The organism is Pseudomonas sp. AC242 (assembly GCF_979258655.1).
Window position 1 is genome coordinate 3,101,808 of sequence record NZ_OZ409873.1, and the last position, 19,985, is coordinate 3,121,792.

A 19,985-nucleotide genomic window follows, 5' to 3' on the forward strand; every position below is an offset into this window, starting at 1 on the left:
TGGCTCGACAAGGGGGGATTGGGGTGTCGGGGTGTTGTGTCTGGTTTGAGATGGCTGCCCTCACCCTAGCCCTCTCCCAGGGGTAGAGGGGACCGATTGGGGGATGCTCAGAATCTCCGCCGACCTGAAAAATCTTTGCCGAATCTATAATCGACTGGATCGTTCAGGTCGCCGGATATCTCAAGACAACCCGGTCAGTCCCCTCTCCCTCGGGGAGAGGGTTAGGGTGAGGGGCTCTTCAGCTTTTGAGGGCCTCAGCCAATCACACCGTATGCAGATACCAGTTGTACTCAAGGTCTGAAATCGAGTTCTCGAACTCGGCCAGCTCGCTTTCCTTGCACGCGACAAACACGTCGATGTACATCGGGTCGATGTAGCGGGCCATGACTTCGCTGTCGTCCAGCTCGCGCAGTGCATCACGCAGGTTGTTCGGCAGGCTCTGCTCGTTCTGCTCGTAGCTGTTGCCTTCAACCGGGGCGCCCGGTTCGATCTGATTGGTCAGACCGTGGTGAATACCGGCCAGCACCGACGCCATCAGCAAGTACGGGTTGGCATCAGCACCGGCGACGCGATGCTCGATACGCACCGCGTCGGCCGAACCGGTTGGCACACGGACCGCAACGGTGCGGTTGTCGATGCCCCAGCTCGGCGAGTTCGGTACGTAGAACTGCGCGCCAAAGCGGCGGTACGAGTTGACGTTCGGGCAGAGGAAGGCCATTTGCGCAGGCAGGGTCTCCAGCACACCGCCGATCGCGTGACGCAGTGCGGCGTTCTGCTCGGGATCCTCGCTGGCGAAGATGTTGTTGCCTTCTTTGTCCAGGATCGAAATGTGCACGTGCAGACCGTTGCCCGCCTGGCCCGGATACGGCTTGGCCATGAAGGTGGTGTCCATCTCGTGGTCGTAGGCGATGTTCTTCACCAGACGCTTGAGCAGGACGGCGTAGTCGCACGCCTTGATCGGGTCGGAGACATGGTGCAGGTTGACTTCGAACTGCGCCGGGGCGCTTTCCTTGACGATCGCGTCAGCCGGAATGCCCTGCTCTTTCGCGCCTTCGAGGATGTCTTGCAGGCAATCGACGTATTCGTCGAGATCGTCGATCAGGTAAACCTGAGTCGATACCGGACGCTTGCCGGACACCGGCGAACGTGGCGACTGCGGACGACCGTTCACGTTGTCTTGGTCGATCAGATAGAACTCGAGTTCGAACGCGGCGCAGATGGTCAGACCGAGGTCGTCGAATTTGCGTACGACGTTGGCCAGCACTTCACGCGGGTCAGCGAAGAACGGCTGGCCTTCGATCTCGTGCATGGTCATTAGAAGTTGTGCGGTTGGGCGCTTCTGCCACGGCTCGATGCTCAGGGTGCCGGGGATCGGATAGCAAATGCGGTCAGCGTCGCCGATGTCCAGACCCAGGCCGGTGCTTTCCACCGTGGAGCCATTGATATCGAGCGCGAAAAGCGAGGCCGGCAGGTTGATGCCTTTCTCATAAACCTTATGAAGACTGGTGCGTTCGATGCGCTTGCCGCGCACCACACCGTTCATATCCGCAATCAGAAGGTCGACGTACAAAACCTCAGGATATTTCTTAAGGAATGCGTTTGCTTCGTTGAGTTGAACGGTACGCAGAGGGACCGACATGATGCACCTATTTAGCTGTTAATTATTATGTTCACTGCTGTTTCGCCGAGCCAGTCAACCCGAACGGCAAAGTGAAGTCAATAGCGAACAGATGGCCGCGCAGGGTTTATTTTTCGGGCTTTTTTTAACACTCGCGTGCCAATACAGGCGCCACAGACCCTGAAATCATGAAGATATGATGAACGGCGTTTAGAATTTTTTACATGACAGTTGTTAATTAAAATCAACGAGGCTAAGCTCCGGAAAAGCTCGTTCAAGTGTCAAACTTCGAGGTGAATAAAAATGGCATTCAAGCCATTGATCGGCGTTACTGCGTGCGTCAAACAGATTGGCCTGCACCGCTATCACATCAGCGGCGACAAGTACGTACGTGCTGTCAGCGTTGGCGCTGAAGGGCTGCCAGTGGTCATTCCTTCTCTTGGCAACCTGACTGAAATCGAAGACCTGCTCGGTCAACTCGACGGCCTGTTGCTGACCGGCTCGCCCTCGAACGTGGAACCCTTCCACTATCAAGGCCCGGCCAGCGCCCCCGGCACGGATCACGATCCGGCGCGGGATGCCACCACCCTTCCTTTATTGCGTGCAGCCATTGCGGCGGGCGTTCCGGTGCTCGGTATCTGCCGAGGCTTCCAGGAAATGAACGTGGCGTTCGGCGGTAGCCTGCATCAGAAGGTGCATGAGCTGCCGGGCATGCTCGATCACCGCGAAGCCGATAGCCCGGACGTGGCGGTGCAATACGCACCGGCCCACGCCGTGACCGTACTCGCTGGCGGTGTGTTCGAAGCACTGGAGCTGCCGGGCGAGTTCCAGGTCAACTCGATTCACAGCCAGGGCATCGACCGCCTCGCGCCCGGCCTGCGCGCCGAAGCGGTGGCGCCGGACGGTTTGATCGAGGCGATCTCGGTCGAGCACAGCCCGACTTTCGCCCTCGGCGTGCAATGGCACCCGGAATGGCAAGTGCTGGACAACCCGAACTACCTGAAGATTTTCCAGGCATTCGGCGCGGCTTGCCGGCAACGGGCGGCGCGGCGCAACAAACGCTGACACAACCCAAAAGATCACACCGATTTACTGCCCCCTCGGAAGTCGGGTGTGCCTGCGCGCATCCGTCATTCGTGAACAGCAACACCCGTAATAACAACAAGTACGACCCAGGCAGCCAGGACGGCGGCGCCGACCAAGCCGGATCGGTAAGTGCAATACCTGTCAGAACAATGCAAAACCCTGTGGGAGCTGGCTTGCCAGCGATGAGGCCGTCACCTTCAACATTAATGGTGACTGACCCACCGCCATCGCTGGCAAGCCAGCTCCCACAGGGTATTGCGGCGCTTCGACCGGAGCAGCGCTTACAGGCTTGCAATCCACTTAAGCCCGGCCACATTGGCCAGGCGAACGAAACCTGTTGGGAGTTTCACATGGCAAACGCCTCCAGCACTTACAGGAAGGCACTTGAAGGTCATCAGCAACCGAAAAAGGTGCTGGTGAAAGTCGATCGTGTCACCAAGAAGTTCGACGAAACCGTGGCCGTGGACGATGTGTCCCTGGAGATCCATCAGGGCGAAATCTTCGCTCTGCTCGGTGGCTCCGGTTCGGGCAAATCGACCCTGCTGCGCATGCTCGCCGGTTTCGAGCGCCCGACTGAAGGGCGGATTCTGCTCGACGGCGTGGACATCACCGACATGCCGCCGTACGAGCGGCCGATCAACATGATGTTCCAGTCCTACGCGCTGTTCCCACACATGACCGTCGCGCAGAACATCGCCTTCGGCCTCAAGCAAGACCGTTTGCCCGCCAGTGAAATCGACGCCCGTGTCGATGAAATGCTGCGTCTGGTGCACATGACCCAATACGCCAAACGCCGCCCGCACCAGTTGTCCGGCGGCCAGCGCCAGCGCGTCGCCCTCGCCCGCTCGCTGGCCAAGCGTCCGAAGCTGTTGCTGCTCGACGAGCCAATGGGTGCGCTGGATAAAAAGCTGCGCTCGCAGATGCAACTGGAGCTGGTACAGATCATCGAACGCGTTGGCGTGACCTGCGTGATGGTGACTCACGATCAGGAAGAGGCCATGACCATGGCCGAGCGTATCGCGATCATGCACCTCGGCTGGATCGCTCAGATCGGCAGCCCGGTCGACATCTATGAAGCACCGGTCAGCCGCATGGTCTGCGAATTCATCGGCAACGTGAACGCCTTCGACGGCACTGTGGTGGAAGACCTTGAAGGTCACGCGATCATTCACAGCCCGGACTTGCAGCAGAAGATCTACGTCGGTCACGGCGTCAGCACCTCGGTGCAGGACAAGTCGGTCACCTACGCGATCCGTCCGGAAAAAATGCTCGTCAGCACCACCCAACCCGAGTTCCGCTACAACTGGTCCGAAGGCAAGGTGCATGACATCGCCTACCTCGGCGGTCACTCGGTGTTCTACGTCGAATTGCCCGGCGGCAAAATCGTCCAGTCGTTCATGGCCAACGCCGAGCGCCGTGGCGCGCGCCCGACCTGGGACGACAAGGTCTACGTGTGGTGGGAAGACGACAGCGGCGTGGTACTGCGCTCATGAGAACCTTCAATCAGCAATTCCTGCGCCTGGTGCCCAGCGGGCGAAAACTGGTCATTGGCATCCCGTTCATCTGGCTGTTCCTGTTCTTCATGCTGCCGTTCTTTCTGGTGATGAAGATCAGTTTCTCGGAAGCCGCGCTGTCGATCCCGCCGTACTCGGAGATCTACACCTACGCCGAACAGAAATTCCAGCTGCTGCTGAACATCGGCAACTACACCATGCTCGGCGAAGACGAGCTGTACCTGTCGGCCTACCTCGGTTCGCTGAAGGTCGCGGCGCTGAGCACGATGATGTGCCTGCTGATCGGTTTCCCGATGGCCTACGCGATCACCAAGACCGGCAAGGAAACGCAAAACGTCTTGCTGCTGTTGATCATGATGCCGACCTGGACCGCGATCCTGATCCGCGTTTACGCGTGGATGGGCATCCTCAGCAACAACGGTTTGCTTAACGCATTTCTGATGTGGACGGGGCTCACCGATCACCCGATCGAGATCCTCAACACCAACACGGCCGTGTATATCGGCGTGGTCTACGCCTACCTGCCGTTCATGGTGTTGCCGCTGTACGCCAACCTCGTCAAGCACGACGGTAGCTTGCTGGAAGCCGCGCAGGATCTCGGTTCGAGCAACTTCAACAACTTCTGGAAAATCACCGTGCCGCTGGCCAAGAACGGGATTATTGCCGGCTGCATGCTGGTGTTCATTCCGGTGGTCGGTGAGTTCGTGATTCCGGAACTGCTCGGTGGCCCGGAGACGCTGATGATCGGTCGCGTGCTGTGGCAAGAGTTCTTCAATAACCGCGACTGGCCGGTGGCGTCTGCCTTGGCGGTGGTGATGCTGTTGATCCTGATTGTGCCGATTCTGCTGTTCAACCGCAGCCAGGCCAAAGAGATGGAGGCACGGGGATGAAACGCTTCGGTTTTTCCAAGTTCATGTTGATCTTCGGCCTGATGTTCATTTATCTGCCGATGCTGATTCTGGTGATCTACTCGTTCAACGCCTCGAAACTGGTGACGGTGTGGGGCGGCTGGTCGGTGAAGTGGTACGTCGGTTTGCTCGACAACACGCAACTGATGGGCTCGGTAGTGCGCTCGCTGGAAATCGCCTGCTACACCGCGATTGCCGCAGTCGCGTTGGGCACCCTCGCCGCTTTCGTGCTGACTCGCGTCACGCGTTTCAAGGGCCGCACGCTGTTTGGCGGTCTGGTCACCGCGCCATTGGTAATGCCTGAGGTGATCACCGGCCTGTCGCTGTTGCTGCTGTTCGTGGCGATGGCGCAGTTGATCGGCTGGCCGCAGGAGCGTGGCATCGTCACGATCTGGATCGCCCACACCACGTTTTGTGCCGCTTATGTCGCGGTGGTAGTCTCCGCCCGCCTCCGCGAGCTGGATCTGTCGATCGAAGAAGCGGCGATGGACCTCGGTGCGAAACCGTTCAAGGTGTTTTTCCTGATCACCATTCCAATGATCGCGCCGTCGCTGGCGGCGGGCGGGATGATGTCGTTCGCCTTGTCGCTGGATGACCTGGTGTTGGCCAGCTTCGTTTCCGGACCAGGTTCGACGACGTTGCCGATGGAAGTGTTCTCGGCGGTGCGTCTGGGCGTGAAACCTGAGATCAACGCCGTGGCCAGCCTGATTCTGCTGGCGGTGTCGCTGGTGACTTTCCTGGTCTGGTACTTCGGCCGCAAGGCAGAAGCCAACCGCAAGCGGGCGATTCAGGAAGCGATGGATCAGACCGCAAACGAGTCGTGGCGACCACAGCAACAAGCCGCCACCGCATAACCCTGTAGGAGCTGCGGCACGCTGCGATCTTCTGATCTTGATGTGAAAGATCAAAAGATCGCAGCCTCGTTTCACTCGACAGCTCCTACACATGCTGGCGCTGTTAACCGAGTTTTGGCTTTGTGTTTTTGAATAAAAAGAATGGAGTTGTACCAATGAAAATGTTTGGCAGGACTCTGCTGACACTGTCCTTAATGGGCGCAATGGTCATGGGCGCCCAGGCCAACGACAAGGTGCTGCGTGTTTACAACTGGTCCGATTACATCGCGCCGGACACCGTCAAGAAGTTCGAAGATGAGACCGGCATCCGCGTGACCTACGACGTCTTCGACAGCAACGAGACCCTTGAGGCGCGTTTGCTGGCGGGCAAGTCCGGCTACGACCTGGTCGTGCCGTCGAACAGTTTCCTGGCCAAGCAGATCAAGGCTGGCGTCTATCAGACCCTGGACAAATCGAAGCTGCCGAACTGGAAGAATCTCAACCCGGTGCTGCTGAAAAACGCCGCCGCCAGTGATCCGGACAACGCCCACGCGTTCCCGTACATGTGGGGCTCGATCGGCATCGGTTTCAATCCGGCCAAGGTCAAGGAAGTGCTCGGCGCCAACGCCCCGACCAATTCCTGGGACTTGCTGTTCAAGCCGGAAAACGCTGAAAAGCTGAAAGCCTGCGGCATCAGTTTCCTCGACTCGCCGACCGAAATGATCCCGGCCGCCCTGCACTACCTGGGCTATCCGGTGAACGACAAGGACACCGCGCACATCAAGGAAGCCGAGGCGCTGTTCATGAAGATTCGCCCGAACGTGGCGTACTTCCATTCCTCGAAATACATCTCCGATCTGGCCAACGGCAACATCTGCGTGGCAGTTGGTTACTCCGGCGACGTGCTGCAGGCCAAGGCCCGCGCCGTGGAATCGGGCAACAACGTGGTGATCGACTACAGCATTCCCAAGGAAGGCGCCGGCAGTTTCTACGACATGGTCGCCATTCCGCGTGATGCGGCGAACGTCGAGAACGCCTACCTGTTCATGGACTTCCTGATGCGTCCGGACATCATCGCCGAGATCACCAACAGCAACGGCTACAGCAACGCCAACGCGGCGGCCACGCCACTGGTGGACGAAGCGATCCGCAACGACCCGGGCTCGTACCCGTCGCAAGCGGTAATGGCGACGTTGTATGCGGTGCCGGATCAGCCGATTGCCACGCAGCGGATCATGACCCGTGGCTGGACCCGGGTGAAACTCGGTAAGTGAGCCGATGATCGTTCCCACGCTCCGCGTGGGAATGCAGTCCGGGACGCTCTGCGTCCCAAAGCGTGACGCGAAGCGTCACAAGAGGCATTCCCACGCAGAGCGTGGGAACGATCAGTGTAAAAATTTCCCGTTCACGCAGCGCCTTACCACCGCTGCACCCTGCTATGAACGGCCTCACCTGGCTCCCTCGGCTCAGGTGAATTCTCAGGCGTCTTCGGGCGCCTTTTTTGTGCGCTCACATCAGCGACCAATCTTGCAGGATCCGATAGCGACCCTTGTGTGATTCGAACAGGGCAAAGCGTTCGGAGCGCAGGAAAAACTCCGGCGGCGTGGCCGACTCAGGCTCCGGCGCACGGTAGTCACGGGCCAGCGTCAGATGCGGGCGAAACTCGCGGGTTGTTTCTTCAAAGCCAAAGGGCAACATCGCCTGCTCTAGTGCGTAGACCAGCCGCAGCAGCGCTTGTGGCGCCTGCTCCGGCGCCAGCGACAACACCCCGGCGCGATGCCAGACCTGCAAGTGGTTCAACGAAATCTTCAACGCCTCTCCCGGCGTGCGCACTTGTCCGGCCGCCTCGCAGACGTCGTTGATCTGCGCCAATGGCACCGCGCCGAGAAACAGCAGCGTCAGGTGAAAATTGTCCGCCGGCACCGGCTTACCGGTGCGCAACCCCAACTCCCCGCGCCACTGAGCGATCGCCTTGCGTTGCGCCGGCGGGCAATCGAGGGCGAAAAACAGTCGCTTCGCTTCATCGGTCATGGCCCTGCTCCCTGTTCAAAGTGTTCCGCCGGATTCTACACAGCCTGATCTGACGACTCGTGACGGGAAGCTATAGTTCAAGGATTGCCATCAACCGGAGGCCGCCATGCGCGAGATCCTCAGCAAAGAACCGTGGTGGGCGCGACCACCGCATCCCGGGCAGGATGAAAAGGAGCTGGAATGGGGCTGGCTGGTGCATTACAGCGAGGGTGAGCCGCGTTTCGAGTTCGTCCGCGAGCGGCCCACTGACGAACAGATTCGCGAGCGCAAAAGCTGCCGCATCACCCCCTCACCCGAGTGAACACAGTACCTGTAGGCCTTCGCCTGCTCGCGATAGCGGCAGGTCTGCCAAGCCAGCTCCCACAGGGTCGTGCGGTGCGCCCACCATTGCTGGTTTCACACAAAACCTGTGGGAGCTGGCTTGCCAGCGATAGCGGTAGGTCAGGCAATGATGATTTTGAATGTACGGGCGCCATCGCGAGTAGACGAAAGCCTACAAGAGATTTTGCGCAGGCCTCAGGATTCAAGAATGTTCTTGAAACCACCAAAGATCATGCGCTGGCCATCAAATCCCATTGGGTTGACGTCCGGTTGCATGCGCGGGTCGTCCATCATTTTTGCCATGCCGGCGTCGCGCGTAGCTTTGTCTGGCCAGATCAGCCAGCCGGACGACACCGTTTCGCCTTCCTTGAGTTTGACCGCCATCGGGAATGACGTGACCTTGCCCTCCGGCACGTCATCGCCCCAGCATTGAACCACGTCCTGTGCGCCGTATTCCTTGAACAGTTTCGCCGCGATTTCACAGTGTTTTTTGTACTGCTCACGATTTGCATTCGGCACCGGTGCGACAAAAATATCGATGTAAGCCATGATCACTCTCCTTGCATGTTGGTTTCGATCTGCTGGTTAGTAGATTGCGGTGGCTGCCATTCGACAGGATTCACCCCCAAACCGACCGACGGTTCATCGCCCCCACCCAGATTGCGCTCGACCTGCCCGGCCATGTGCAGCGTGCCGGCCATGACGCCGGTGATCGGGTTCTGCACCAGTTTCATCCAGGCCTTGTCGAAGGTGCTGCCCAGACTGCTGCGGATCAGCGCTTCGCTGTCCGGCCGGTCATTGGCCTGAATGATCGCGCGAATGCCGGCCACACCGACCGAAATCAGTCCGCCAGCCAGTTTTCCGGCCGCTGCTGCGACTGCGCTGGCAGCCCCACGCGGGGCCATTTCCGCTTCCATCCGCTGACTGGCGCGCTTGGCCACCGGGGCCATGCCGGCATCGGTCGAGGCAATCCCCTTTGCGCCGCCCTCAGTGTGGATCTTGTCGATCAGCGCTGAGTAGGCCGGCAGCGTATTCAGCGGCTCGGTACTGATGACCTGAAACAGCGAGGCATCCCGCGCCGGTGGCGGGCCAAGCGCAATGGCCGGGACTTTCTGCAAACGTCCATTGAGCTGACCAACGGGCACACCATGACGTTGGGCGATGAGCGGCATCTGCTGCGCCATCAACTGCGCATAGAACGCCGTGGCCTGACCAAGAATCGCATCCGGATCGATCTCCACCGCCACCGGCGCCAGCACCCTTTCCTGATACTGCTCAAGCAGATACGCCGCGAGACGCTTGGCCGAGGCGTCCTGCTCGCCACCGGCATTGATCGTGTACCAACTGACCTTCATCGACAGCCATTCCTGGGTCCAGTAGCTGCTGAACCACGGGATGAAATTTTCTTCAGTTTGCTGATAGACCCGAGTGCGCCAATGTTCCATCGAACCACGGGCGAAGACTTTGACTTGCTCGGTGGACTGCTGCGAAGCACTGACGATTTCCCGGTCGATCTGCTGCCAGGTCTGCGGCGAGACGAACACGGCCTGCGGCGCTGCCACCGGCACCCGCGCCGAGGTGGCGCAGCCGGCCAGCAACAACAGTGCGGCGACGAGCAGCGCACGCGGGTTCACGGTGGCGGTTTCCTTCAAATGTGTGAGAGGCAGATTTGATTATAGGTGGGTCAATTGAGCCTGATGTTGGAAGTACCGGCCTCATCGCTGGCAAGCCAGCTCCCACAAGGATTTCCAGCGGCCGCAGATTTTGTGATCACCTCAGAACCTGTGGGAGCTGGCTTGCCAGCGATGAGGCCATCAGCAACACCCAAAAAACCCCAACCATCACTGCCATCGATATTCACCATCGCCACGATTGCCTTCCGCCCACCGCCCATCAAAGGCACGATTGAGCCATCCGAAACACAGCGAGGAGTTCACAACATGATTCACACCCACGTCACACTCTCCGTGAGTTTCCCGGTGTTCGGCAGCAACTATTACGACCAGCACGCCGTGTCGCACAAAGCGCAGGCACTGGTGTTCAACGAAGATTTCGAAGATCTGTTGATGCCCGCTGCGACCAATCACTTCAGCAATGAAGTGGTCGGCATCAACGATCAATTCCGTTTTCTGAGCGACATTCTCGCCACCCATTTGCTGGACATCGAGGCCTCCGTGCCTGCGCGATCCAGCGTCCGGGCGAGCGCTCACTTTTCTTGAGTATCGAGGGCTAAACAAAGAGGGCGTCCCATCGCGGGACGCCCTCTTGCGTTCAATCAGTCATCATCCCGATCACGATAGTAACGACGCCCGTCGCGGCGATCATCGCGGTCATCCCAGCGCCGGTCATGGTCGTAATTGCGGCCATGATCGCGGTCGTAATGCCGGCCATGGCGGTGGTCATCATCAAAATCCGCGACACAGCCACCGAGCATTACGGCGGCGGTCACGGTCAGCAGCATCGTTGTTGCGCGCTTCATTCAACACTTCCCTAAAACCAAGGTCTTGACGACGGAATCGGCCACACTGCCCGCGCCTTCAGGACGCAGTGCGCGCAGCTGCAGATACGACCGGGCAAAACGCCGTTGATTCAATGGCCACTATCGACCGTTTGTCGCCCCGCTCGCGCTGCCCGAGCGGCGGCGAAATGCCACCTATACTGCTTGCAACCAAGCCCCACGCAATGGATCTGCGCCCTCAATAACAACAAGCAGAGGTGGACCATGGTCTGGCAGCAAATTTACGACCCGTTCGGCAACCCGGTGATCTCCACGCTCATGGCCGCCGTACCGGTGGTGGTGATGCTAGCGGCACTGGCGTTTTTCCACGTCAAGGCGCATCTGGCAGCGTTATTGGCGCTGGCTTCCGCCCTGCTCATATCGATTTTCGCCTTCGGCATGCCGGCGAGCATGGCTGGCTCTGCGGCGTTGTTTGGCGCGGCCAATGGCTTATTGCCGATCGGCTGGATCGTCCTCAACATCATCTTTCTGCATCGCCTGACCACCGAGAACGGCTCGTTCAAAGTGCTGCAGGACTCACTTGCGCGCATCACTGATGATCGACGTTTGCAGTTGCTGCTGATTGCGTTCTGCTTCGGTGCATTTTTCGAAGGTGCGGCGGGATTCGGCACGCCAGTGGCGGTGACCGGGGCGATTCTGATCGGCCTCGGCTTTTCGCCGCTGGCCGCATCCGGCTTGGCACTGATCGCCAACACCGCGCCCGTGGCTTTTGGCGCACTAGGTACGCCGATCATCACCCTGGCCAAAGTCACCGGGCTGGATGAAATGGAATTGTCGATGATGGTCGGTCGGCAGTTGCCGTTTTTCTCGGTGCTGGTGCCGTTCTGGTTGATCTGGGCATTCGCCGGGTGGCGCAAGATGCTGGAGATCTGGCCGGCGATACTGGTGGCCGGGGTGAGCTTCGCCGTGCCGCAATTTCTGGTGTCGAACTACCACGGGCCGATGCTGGTGGACGTCATTGCCGCGCTGATTTCCATGGCCTGTCTGACGCTGTTTTTGAAGGTATGGAAACCGGCGACCATTCACACCTCGGCAGCGCTGTCAGGGCGCGTCGACAACTCCAAAGTCGAGGAGGAAAAAGTCACCGCCAGCGCCGCGTTCAGCGATCAGGCGCGCCCGGCGGTGATGCGCGCATGGATGCCGTGGATCATCCTCACTGTGTTCGTGTTTGCCTGGGGCACGCAGGGCTTCAAGAACATGTTCGACACCCGTCCGGCGATTGATCCGGTCACCCAATCGGCCAAGCTTGATCCCGCCGGCAAACCGCTGCGCGAGGCCAACCCGATTTTCGCCCCGGCCGTGACGTTCACCAGCCTGCACCTGCAAATCGAAAAAGTCCCGCCGGTGGTCGCGGCACCGAAGGCCGAAGAAGCGGTGTACAAATTCACCTGGCTCACCGCTACCGGCAGCGGGATCTTGCTGGCGGCGATTGTCGGCGGTTTGCTGATGGGCTATTCGATTCCGCAACTGATCAAGCAATACCTGCGCACATTGTGGGTGGTGCGGTTTTCGCTGATCACCATTGCGGCGATGCTGGCGCTGGGGTTTCTCACGCGCTACTCCGGACTCGACGCGACCATGGGTCTGGCGTTTGCCGCGACGGGGATTTTCTATCCGATGTTCGGCACGCTGCTCGGTTGGCTGGGTGTGGCGTTGACCGGCTCCGATACAGCGTCAAACGTATTGTTTGGCGGCTTGCAGCGGGTGACTTCGGAACAGCTCGGGATCAGTCCGGTGTTGATGGCGGCGGCCAACAGCTCTGGCGGGGTGATGGGCAAAATGGTCGATGCGCAATCGATCGTGGTCGCCTCCACCGCGACCCGCTGGTATGGGCATGAGGGCGAGATTCTGCGCTACGTGTTCTTCCACTCGATCGTGCTGGCGATTCTGGTCGGCGGGCTGGTGACATTGCAGGCGTATGTGGCGCCGTTTACCTCGATGGTGGTCGGCGGGCATTGAGACTGGATGATCTGGCCCCATCGCTGGCAAGCCAGCTCCCACAGGAACTCATGCTGTAAACAAAATTTCGTTCACAACATCGAAACCTGTGGGAGCTGGCTTGCCAGCGATGAGGCACTGACATTCAACACTCATGTTGACGGACAAGACGCCATCGCGAGCAGGCGAAGGCCTACAGTGGATTGTGTCGTACCGTCGATTAATGAGCCACACGCATAACTCTATAGCGAAAATCCGACAAAACCTTTTCCTCTTCCCGACAGTCACTCCTTAACGAGACCGGCGATGACGCTGGCTGCCCGCTTGGGCCATCCACGACCCTGCTGCCCTGATGAAGAGAGAAAAGGAATCGAACCATGACGATTTCCCGACGCGGATTTCTGATCCTCGGCGCCGTGACCGCCACCGCCTTCGCGATGCCGCCGTTTATCAGCCTCAAGGCCTACGCGGCCAATCTGGAGCAACCGGCCATGAGCAAAGTGACGATCAACGTCAACGGCAAGCCGCGTGCGCTTGACGTCGACACCCGCACCACCCTGCTCGATGCCCTGCGCGAGCATCTGCACTTGACCGGCAGTAAAAAAGGTTGCGACCACGGCCAGTGCGGCGCCTGCACGGTGATCGCCGATGGTCGACGCATCAATTCTTGCCTGACCCTGGCGGTGATGCATGAAGGCAGTGAGATCACCACCATCGAAGGCCTCGGCATGCCCGACAATCTGCACCCGATGCAGGCCGCGTTCATCAAGCATGACGGCTATCAGTGCGGTTATTGCACGCCAGGCCAGATCTGTTCGGCGGTGGCGGTGATCAAAGAGATCCGCGACGGCATTCCCAGCCACGTCAGCCCCAGCCTGACCGAGCAACCGCAACTGATCGCCAGTGAGTTTCAGGAGCGCATGAGCGGCAATATCTGCCGCTGCGGGGCTTACTCGAACATCATTGAAGCGATCACTGAAGTCGCGGAGGTGCCGGCATGAGACCGTTCGATTACAGCCGCGCCGACTCCCCTGCCGCTGCCGCTGCGCAAGCGGCACAGGTCGAAGGCGCACGCTTCATCGCTGGCGGCACCAACCTGCTGGATTTGATGAAGCTCGACATCGAAACCCCGCTGCATCTGATCGACGTCAATCACCTCGGCCTGGATCAGATCGAAGCCACGCCCGAAGGCGGATTGCGCATCGGCGCACTGGTGCGCAACACCGATCTGGCTGCCGATGCGCGCATCCGCAAAGACTACGCCCTGCTCTCCCGCGCGTTGCTCGCCGGGGCTTCCGGGCAGTTGCGCAACATGGCGACCACTGCCGGCAACCTGCTGCAACGCACGCGCTGTCCGTACTTTTACGATACGAATCAGGCCTGCAACAAACGCCAACCCGGCAGTGGTTGCGCAGCGATCGGCGGGGTCAGTCGGCAACTGGGGATCATCGGCGTCAGCGACGCGTGCATCGCCACACACCCGAGTGACATGGCAATTGCCATGCGCGCGCTCGATGCGCAGATTGAAACGGTGAAACCCGATGGCACGACCCGCAGCATCGCCATGGCCGATTTCCATCAATTGCCCGGCACCACGCCGAACATCGAAACCAGCCTCACGCCCGGCGAATTCATCACCTCGGTGACATTGCCCGCGCCCGTCGGCGGCACCCACGTTTATCACAAGGTGCGAGATCGCTCGTCCTATGCGTTCGCGCTGGTCTCGGTCGGCCTGATCCTGCAAAAGGACGGCAGCGGCCGCATCGCCGTCGGCGGTATCGCGCCGAAACCATGGCGGGTTGAAGCCGCCGAAGCGTTGCTGCCCCAAGGCGCCAAAGCCGTCAGCGCACGCCTGCTGGACGGCGCCACGCCGACCCACGACAACCAATTCAAACTGACCCTGGTCGAGCGCACGCTCGGTTCGGTGTTGGCGCAAGCGAGGGATGAAGCATGAAATTCGACACGCCCGCCACCACCAACCCGATCGACCAGTTGAAGGTCGTCGGCCAGCCCACCGACCGCATCGAAGGGCCGTTGAAAACCTGCGGTCAGGCGCCTTACGCCTATGAGCAGCATGAAGCGGTGGCCAATCAGGCTTACGGCTTTATGGTCGGCTCGGCCATCGCCAAGGGGCGCATCAACAATATCGATCTTGAACAGGCGAAAGCCGCGCCGGGTGTGTTGGCCATCGTCACCGCAGCCAACGCTGGCAAACTCGGCAAAGGCCAATACAACGCCGCGCATTTGTTGGCCGGGCCGGAGATTCAGCACTACCACCAGGCGGTTGCGCTGGTGGTTGCCGAGACCTTTGAACAGGCGCGCGCCGCTGCGCAAATGGTCAAGGTCGACTACGTCGCGGCCAAAGGCGAATTCGATCTGGCCAGCGTGCGCGACCAAGGTGTCGAGCCGAAAGACGAATTGCCCGACGTCAGCCATGGTGATTTCGCCAAGGCATTCGCCGCCGCGCCGGTGCAGTTCGATCAGACGTACACCACGCCGGATCAGTCCCACGCGATGATGGAGCCGCACGCCACACTGGCGGCTTGGAAAGGCGATCAACTGACCTTGTGGACATCGAACCAGATGATCGCCTGGAGCGTCGACGACATCGCCACTACGCTTGGTTTGCCTAAAGAAAAAGTCCGGTTGATTTCGCCGTACATTGGTGGCGGTTTCGGCGGCAAGTTGTTCATTCGCGCCGATGCGATTCTTGCCGCCCTGGGTGCGCGCATGGCTGGCAGACCGGTGAAAGTCGCCCTCGCCCGCCCGCAGATCGCCAACAACACCACCCACCGCCCGGCGACGATTCAGCGCATTCGCATGGGTGCGACGGCGGACGGCAAACTCACCGCGATCGCCCATGAAGGCTGGTCGGGCAACTTGGCTGAAGGCAAGGTCGAGGTCGCGGCGCAACCGAGTCAGTTGTTATACGCCGCTGAAAATCGACTAGTGAGCATGCGCCTCGCGCCGCTGGATCTGCCCGAAGGCAACGCCATGCGTGCACCTGGTGAAACGCCGGGGCTGATGGTGCTGGAAATCGCCATGGACGAGATGGCCGAGCAGCTCAAGCTTGATCCGGTCCAGTTCCGCATTCTCAACGACACCCAGGTCGACCCGGTGAAAACCGAGCGGCCATTCTCGCAGCGGCGCCTGATCGAATGCCTGCAAACCGGCGCGGAGAAGTTCGGTTGGGACAAGCGTAATGCGCAACCGGGAACACGGCGTGAAGGTCGCTGGTTGATCGGAATGGGCGTGGCAGCGGCGATCCGCAACAACCTGCTGGTCAAGTCGGGCGCGCGGGTACGGCTGGAGCGTGACGGCAAAATCACCGTTGAAACTGACATGACGGATATCGGCACTGGCAGTTACACGATCATCGCGCAAACAGCCGCTGAGATGATGGGTGTTGGTTTGAAGGATGTGAGCGTGCATCTGGGCGATTCGAGCTTTCCAGTGTCGGCAGGTTCCGGCGGACAGTTCGGCGCCAACTGCTCGACCGCCGGGGTATACGCCGCGTGCATGAAGCTGCGTGAAGCGGTGGCGGGCACGTTGGGCATGGCGGTGGATCAGGCGGAGTTTGTCGACGGTCAGGTGCGGGTTGGCGACAAACACGTGCCGCTGCGCAATGCTGCGCAAAATGGCGTTATCGTGGCCGAGGACAGCATCGAATTCGGCGACCTTGCCAAGCAGTATCAGCAATCGACGTTTGGTGCGCACTTCGTTGAGGTTGCGGTGGATGCCGCGACCGGTGAAGTGCGTGTCCGCCGCATGTTGGCAGTGTGTGCGGCCGGGCGCATTCTCAACCCGAAAGCGGCGCGCAGTCAGGTGATTGGCGCGATGACCATGGGCGTTGGTGCGGCGTTGATGGAAGAGTTGGCGGTGGACAAGAAGCTGGGTTTTTTCGTCAACCATGATCTGGCCGGGTATGAAGTGCCGGTGCATGCCGATATTCCGCATCAGGAGGTGATTTTCCTTGATGAGACTGATCCGGTGTCTTCGCCGATGAAGGCCAAGGGGGTTGGTGAGTTGGGGATTTGCGGGGTCAGTGCGGCGGTGGCGAATGCGATTTACAACGCCACGGGGGCTAGGGTGCGGGAGTATCCGATCACCCTCGATAAAATCCTCTCTTCACTGCCGGAGATGATCTAAACGCCTGAAAAGAGCCCCTCACCCTAGCCCTCTCCCAAAGGGAGAGGGGACTGATCCGGGGATATTTGAGGGCTGCACCGACGTGAACGTCTTGCTGTGAATCCATAATCGACCCGGTCTCTCAGGTCGATGGATAACGCCAGACACCTCGGTCGGCCCCCTCTCCCTCCGGGAGAGGGCTGGGGTGAGGGAAGCGCTTCACTCGGAACGCGAATACTGCTCATCACTCACCTGCTCCATCCAATCCACTACTTTGCCATCCAGTACTTCAGCGATAGCGATATGACTCATCGCCGTGGTCGGCGCCGCGCCGTGCCAATGCTTGGCCCCCGGCGCAATCCACACGGTATCGCCAGGACGAATCTCACGCACCGGCTGCCCCCATTCCTGTACAAACCCAAACCCCGCCGTAACGATCAAGGTCTGTCCCAACGGATGCGTATGCCACGCCGTGCGCGCGCCCGGCTCAAACGTCACCGTTGCGCCACTGACCCGTGCCGCGTCGGAGCCTTTGAACGGCGCATCGACACGCACAGTGCCAGTGAACCAATCGGCCGGGCCTCTGGCCGAAGCTTGTGAGCCATTGGGTGTCACGGTCACGCGCGGATTGTCATTGGCCTGCACCTCACCCGCCAACAGGGAAAGGGTCAACGCAGAAGCGGCAATCGGGTTCATGGCAATTCCTCCAGATAATCAATGCCACTACTTTACCCAGCCGAACTCTTCCGATAATCGACTAGAATTCAAAAAAACTTATGCAGGACACTCATCAATGCTTCGGGAAAACGCCACCGACCTCCTCGCCTTCCTCGCCGTGGCCCGCGAGCGCAGTTTCACCAAAGCGGCGGCCAAACTCGGCGTTTCGCAATCGGCGCTCAGTCACACGATTCGCGCGCTTGAAGCGCGTTTGGGCTTGCGCCTGCTGACCCGCACGACTCGCAGCGTCTCGCCCACCGAAGCCGGCGAACACCTGCTGCAAACCATCGGCCCGCGCTTCGAAGAAATCGAACTGGAACTGGCGGCGCTGAGCAACCTGCGCGACACCCCGGCGGGCAAGATCCGCATCAGCGCCACCGATCACTCGCTGAACTGGTTGCTGCGCCCGGTGCTCAAGGATTTTCTGCCGCAGTACCCGGACATATCCATCGAGGTCTGCTGCGATTATGGTTTCGTCGACATCGCCGGCCAGGGTTTCGACGCCGGTGTACGCCTGGGCGAAGACGTCGCACAAGGCATGATCGCCACCCGCATCGGCCCCGACATGCGCATGGCGGTGGTGGGCTCACCCGCCTATTTCGCCAAACGCACCCCACCGCAAACGCCACGCGATCTGACCGACCACGCCTGCAACAACCTGCGCCTGCCCACCAACGGCGGGTTGTACAGCTGGGAATTCGAGAAGGATGGTGAAAGCCTGAAAGTGCGGGTGTCCGGGCAAATCACCCTGAACGGTGTCTACCCGTTGCTCGACGCTGCGCTGGACGGTTTCGGATTGAGCTACATCCCGGAGAACGTCGTCGCGCCGTATCTGGCCGACGGCCGTTTGCTGCAGGTGCTTGAGGATTGGTGCCCGACGTTTGCCGGGTATCACCTGTATTACCCGAGCCGACGTCAGGCTGCGCCGGCGTTTGCGTTGTTGCTGGAGGCGTTGCGCTATCGCGGTTGATGGCTTGTCATTTTTTATAACAACCCGCAGCGCCCCAAAACGCCTTGGCTAACGTCGCCGCCTCTTTCACAGAATTCGCAGTCACGGTTGCAAACTGTCTACGCTGCGCTCCCATACACATATATTTTTCATCAAGCGCGTAAGCAGCAAACAGAATGAACACGAGGCAAACTCCGGTAAAACAGGCGAATCGACGGCTTTGCGCATCCATGATGATTCTTCCTGAGCGAAGTAGTGTCATCATGATTACGTGCTAACAAAGCCCCTCCAACTGTCAGATCTGACAGTTTCCAAGACCATTTGGAAATTAAATACCTCAGCCATCGAAGCAAACGGAAGATCCCGGCTCGCTCAACCTGCCAACGCAATCAACTGATGCCGCTGCGCGTCGGTGAGCATCGGCCCGAACCCGGCCCTGGCGTTGTCGGCCATGTAACGCGGATTACCCGTGCCCGGGATCACACAGGTCACCGCTGAATGCGAGAGCAGAAACTTCAAAGCCAATTGCGGCCAACTGTTGACCTGCACATCGGAAACCCAGCCTGGTAACGGTTTGCCCTTCAACCGCGCGAGCAGATCACCACCACCAAACGGCCGGTTGCAGATCACCGCAACACCGCGCTCACGGCACAGCGGCAGGATGCGTTTCTCCACGCCACGGTCATCGAGGGCGTAGTTGATTTGCAGAAAATCCAGTGGTTCGGCCTTCAGCACCGCCTCAACTTCGTCGTAAGCCGAGGGCGTGTAATGGGTGATGCCGATGTAACGGATGCGCCCCTGCGCTTTCCATTCACGCAGGGTTGGCAGGTGGGTTTGCCAGTCGAGCAGGTTGTGAATCTGCATCAGGTCGATGTGTTCGGTGCGCAGCAGGCTGAACGACTGCTCCATCTGCGCGATGCCTTCCTTGCGCCCGCGCGTCCACACCTTGGTCGCCAGAAACGCCGGCGAACGCGGTTCGTGGATCGACAGCAGCTCACCGGTGGTTTCCTCTGCCCGGCCATACATCGGTGAACTGTCGATCAGCGTGCCGCCCTTGCTGAACAGCTCATCCAGCACTGCAGGCAATTGCCGGTAGGCCGGATCACCGGGGGCGACGTCGAAACCGCGATAAGTACCCAGGCCGATGATGGGCAGCGACTCGGCGCTGGATGGGATGGCGCGGGTCTGCATGGCGAGGCCTCCGGAAGTCGCGGGCGTAGTGGTTGTGGCCAACGCCCGATCAAAGGTGAAGACCGCCGAAACCCCGGCAGCCAGCGTGAGCAATCGGCGACGGGAGTAACCCTCAGTGTGGCTCATGCTGGTTCCCCTGCTGCGTGGATCTGTTGCATGTTGTGTGTGCGAGCGGCCCGGTTGCAGGGCTGGACTACACTGCGACAGCAATCCTTCACACACCGTTAAAAGTA

At 59.9% G+C, this 19,985-nt stretch carries 21 protein-coding genes; 12 read left to right on the forward strand and 9 right to left on the reverse strand.

Annotated features, from left to right (window positions below):
• Positions 1-262 precede the first annotated feature (262 nt).
• A complete protein-coding gene (locus tag ACZZ0A_RS13825; RefSeq protein ID WP_007918694.1) occupies positions 263-1,639 on the reverse strand; it encodes a glutamine synthetase family protein in 1,377 nt (458 codons plus the stop codon).
• Positions 1,640-1,921: 282 nt separating this feature from the next.
• On the opposite strand from ACZZ0A_RS13825, the gene ACZZ0A_RS13830 reads away from it, so the two are divergent.
• From ACZZ0A_RS13830 to ACZZ0A_RS13850, 5 genes are all read left to right on the forward strand, one after another.
• Positions 1,922-2,683, forward strand: a complete 762-nt coding sequence (locus ACZZ0A_RS13830; protein WP_463543315.1) for a gamma-glutamyl-gamma-aminobutyrate hydrolase family protein — start codon at positions 1,922-1,924, stop codon at positions 2,681-2,683.
• Between the two features lie 371 nt (positions 2,684-3,054).
• Complete coding sequence (locus ACZZ0A_RS13835) at positions 3,055-4,197, forward strand: ABC transporter ATP-binding protein (protein WP_007919249.1); 1,143 nt, start codon at positions 3,055-3,057, stop codon at positions 4,195-4,197.
• Between the two features lie 29 nt (positions 4,198-4,226).
• Positions 4,227-5,108, forward strand: coding sequence for an ABC transporter permease subunit (locus ACZZ0A_RS13840; RefSeq protein WP_371042493.1), 882 nt, complete (start codon positions 4,227-4,229; stop codon positions 5,106-5,108).
• A complete protein-coding gene (locus tag ACZZ0A_RS13845) occupies positions 5,105-5,980 on the forward strand; it encodes an ABC transporter permease subunit (RefSeq protein WP_007919252.1) in 876 nt (291 codons plus the stop codon). Before ACZZ0A_RS13840 ends, ACZZ0A_RS13845 begins: the two co-directional genes overlap by 4 nt.
• A 155-nt stretch (positions 5,981-6,135) precedes the next feature.
• Positions 6,136-7,233 (forward strand): polyamine ABC transporter substrate-binding protein, encoded by a 1,098-nt coding sequence (locus ACZZ0A_RS13850; RefSeq protein WP_034155530.1) that lies wholly within the window; start codon positions 6,136-6,138, stop codon positions 7,231-7,233.
• A 235-nt stretch (positions 7,234-7,468) separates the two neighbouring features.
• Here ACZZ0A_RS13850 and thpR read toward each other — a convergent pair whose 3' ends face one another.
• Positions 7,469-7,990: an RNA 2',3'-cyclic phosphodiesterase gene (thpR, locus tag ACZZ0A_RS13855; RefSeq protein ID WP_463543316.1), complete on the reverse strand. Its 522-nt coding sequence runs from the start codon at positions 7,988-7,990 to the stop codon at positions 7,469-7,471.
• 106 nt (positions 7,991-8,096) lie between these two features.
• On the opposite strand from thpR, the gene ACZZ0A_RS13860 reads away from it, so the two are divergent.
• Positions 8,097-8,291, forward strand: a complete 195-nt coding sequence (locus ACZZ0A_RS13860; RefSeq protein ID WP_007918825.1) for a hypothetical protein — start codon at positions 8,097-8,099, stop codon at positions 8,289-8,291.
• 215 nt (positions 8,292-8,506) lie between these two features.
• On the opposite strand, the gene ACZZ0A_RS13865 is transcribed toward ACZZ0A_RS13860, so the two are convergent.
• From ACZZ0A_RS13865 to ACZZ0A_RS13875, 3 genes are read right to left on the reverse strand one after another with little or no spacing between them, the layout of a single operon-like run.
• Positions 8,507-8,860 (reverse strand): DUF1428 domain-containing protein, encoded by a 354-nt coding sequence (locus ACZZ0A_RS13865; RefSeq protein WP_463543317.1) that lies wholly within the window; start codon positions 8,858-8,860, stop codon positions 8,507-8,509.
• Positions 8,861-8,862: 2 nt separating this feature from the next.
• On the reverse strand, positions 8,863-9,945 hold the full coding sequence (locus ACZZ0A_RS13870) for a hypothetical protein (protein WP_463543318.1): 1,083 nt from the start codon (positions 9,943-9,945) through the stop codon (positions 8,863-8,865).
• A 50-nt stretch (positions 9,946-9,995) separates the two neighbouring features.
• Positions 9,996-10,181 carry a hypothetical protein gene (locus tag ACZZ0A_RS13875; RefSeq protein WP_141232675.1) on the reverse strand — a complete coding sequence of 62 codons (186 nt, stop codon included), beginning with the start codon at positions 10,179-10,181 and terminating at the stop codon, positions 9,996-9,998.
• Positions 10,182-10,251: 70 nt separating this feature from the next.
• Between ACZZ0A_RS13875 and ACZZ0A_RS13880 the strand changes: the two genes are divergently transcribed.
• On the forward strand, positions 10,252-10,530 hold the full coding sequence (locus ACZZ0A_RS13880) for a hypothetical protein (RefSeq protein WP_007918828.1): 279 nt from the start codon (positions 10,252-10,254) through the stop codon (positions 10,528-10,530).
• Between the two features lie 56 nt (positions 10,531-10,586).
• Here ACZZ0A_RS13880 and ACZZ0A_RS13885 read toward each other — a convergent pair whose 3' ends face one another.
• On the reverse strand, positions 10,587-10,790 hold the full coding sequence (locus tag ACZZ0A_RS13885; RefSeq protein ID WP_064120858.1) for a hypothetical protein: 204 nt from the start codon (positions 10,788-10,790) through the stop codon (positions 10,587-10,589).
• A 243-nt stretch (positions 10,791-11,033) separates the two neighbouring features.
• Between ACZZ0A_RS13885 and ACZZ0A_RS13890 the strand changes: the two genes are divergently transcribed.
• From ACZZ0A_RS13890 to paoC, 4 genes are all read left to right on the forward strand, one after another.
• Positions 11,034-12,788 carry an L-lactate permease gene (locus ACZZ0A_RS13890; protein ID WP_463543319.1) on the forward strand — a complete coding sequence of 585 codons (1,755 nt, stop codon included), beginning with the start codon at positions 11,034-11,036 and terminating at the stop codon, positions 12,786-12,788.
• A gap of 356 nt (positions 12,789-13,144) precedes the next feature.
• On the forward strand, positions 13,145-13,768 hold the full coding sequence (gene paoA, locus ACZZ0A_RS13895; RefSeq protein WP_007918834.1) for an aldehyde dehydrogenase iron-sulfur subunit PaoA: 624 nt from the start codon (positions 13,145-13,147) through the stop codon (positions 13,766-13,768).
• Positions 13,765-14,721, forward strand: coding sequence for an FAD binding domain-containing protein (locus tag ACZZ0A_RS13900; protein ID WP_463543320.1), 957 nt, complete (start codon positions 13,765-13,767; stop codon positions 14,719-14,721). The genes paoA and ACZZ0A_RS13900 overlap by 4 nt, the downstream gene beginning before the upstream one ends.
• A complete protein-coding gene (gene paoC, locus ACZZ0A_RS13905; RefSeq protein ID WP_123376692.1) occupies positions 14,718-16,916 on the forward strand; it encodes an aldehyde oxidoreductase molybdenum-binding subunit PaoC in 2,199 nt (732 codons plus the stop codon). The genes ACZZ0A_RS13900 and paoC overlap by 4 nt, the downstream gene beginning before the upstream one ends.
• 198 nt (positions 16,917-17,114) lie before the next feature.
• Here the strand turns inward: paoC and ACZZ0A_RS13910 are convergent, their stop codons facing one another.
• Entirely contained in the window at positions 17,115-17,591 is a 477-nt protein-coding gene (locus ACZZ0A_RS13910; protein ID WP_007918765.1) for a (R)-mandelonitrile lyase, read from the reverse strand.
• 97 nt (positions 17,592-17,688) lie between these two features.
• Between ACZZ0A_RS13910 and ACZZ0A_RS13915 the strand changes: the two genes are divergently transcribed.
• A complete protein-coding gene (locus tag ACZZ0A_RS13915) occupies positions 17,689-18,582 on the forward strand; it encodes a LysR family transcriptional regulator (protein WP_123376691.1) in 894 nt (297 codons plus the stop codon).
• A gap of 7 nt (positions 18,583-18,589) precedes the next feature.
• Here the strand turns inward: ACZZ0A_RS13915 and ACZZ0A_RS13920 are convergent, their stop codons facing one another.
• Both ACZZ0A_RS13920 and ACZZ0A_RS13925 read right to left on the reverse strand, forming a co-directional pair.
• Positions 18,590-18,793, reverse strand: coding sequence for a hypothetical protein (locus ACZZ0A_RS13920; protein ID WP_463543321.1), 204 nt, complete (start codon positions 18,791-18,793; stop codon positions 18,590-18,592).
• A gap of 140 nt (positions 18,794-18,933) precedes the next feature.
• Entirely contained in the window at positions 18,934-19,878 is a 945-nt protein-coding gene (locus ACZZ0A_RS13925; protein WP_463543322.1) for an aldo/keto reductase, read from the reverse strand.
• Between the last annotated feature and the right edge of the window lie 107 nt (positions 19,879-19,985).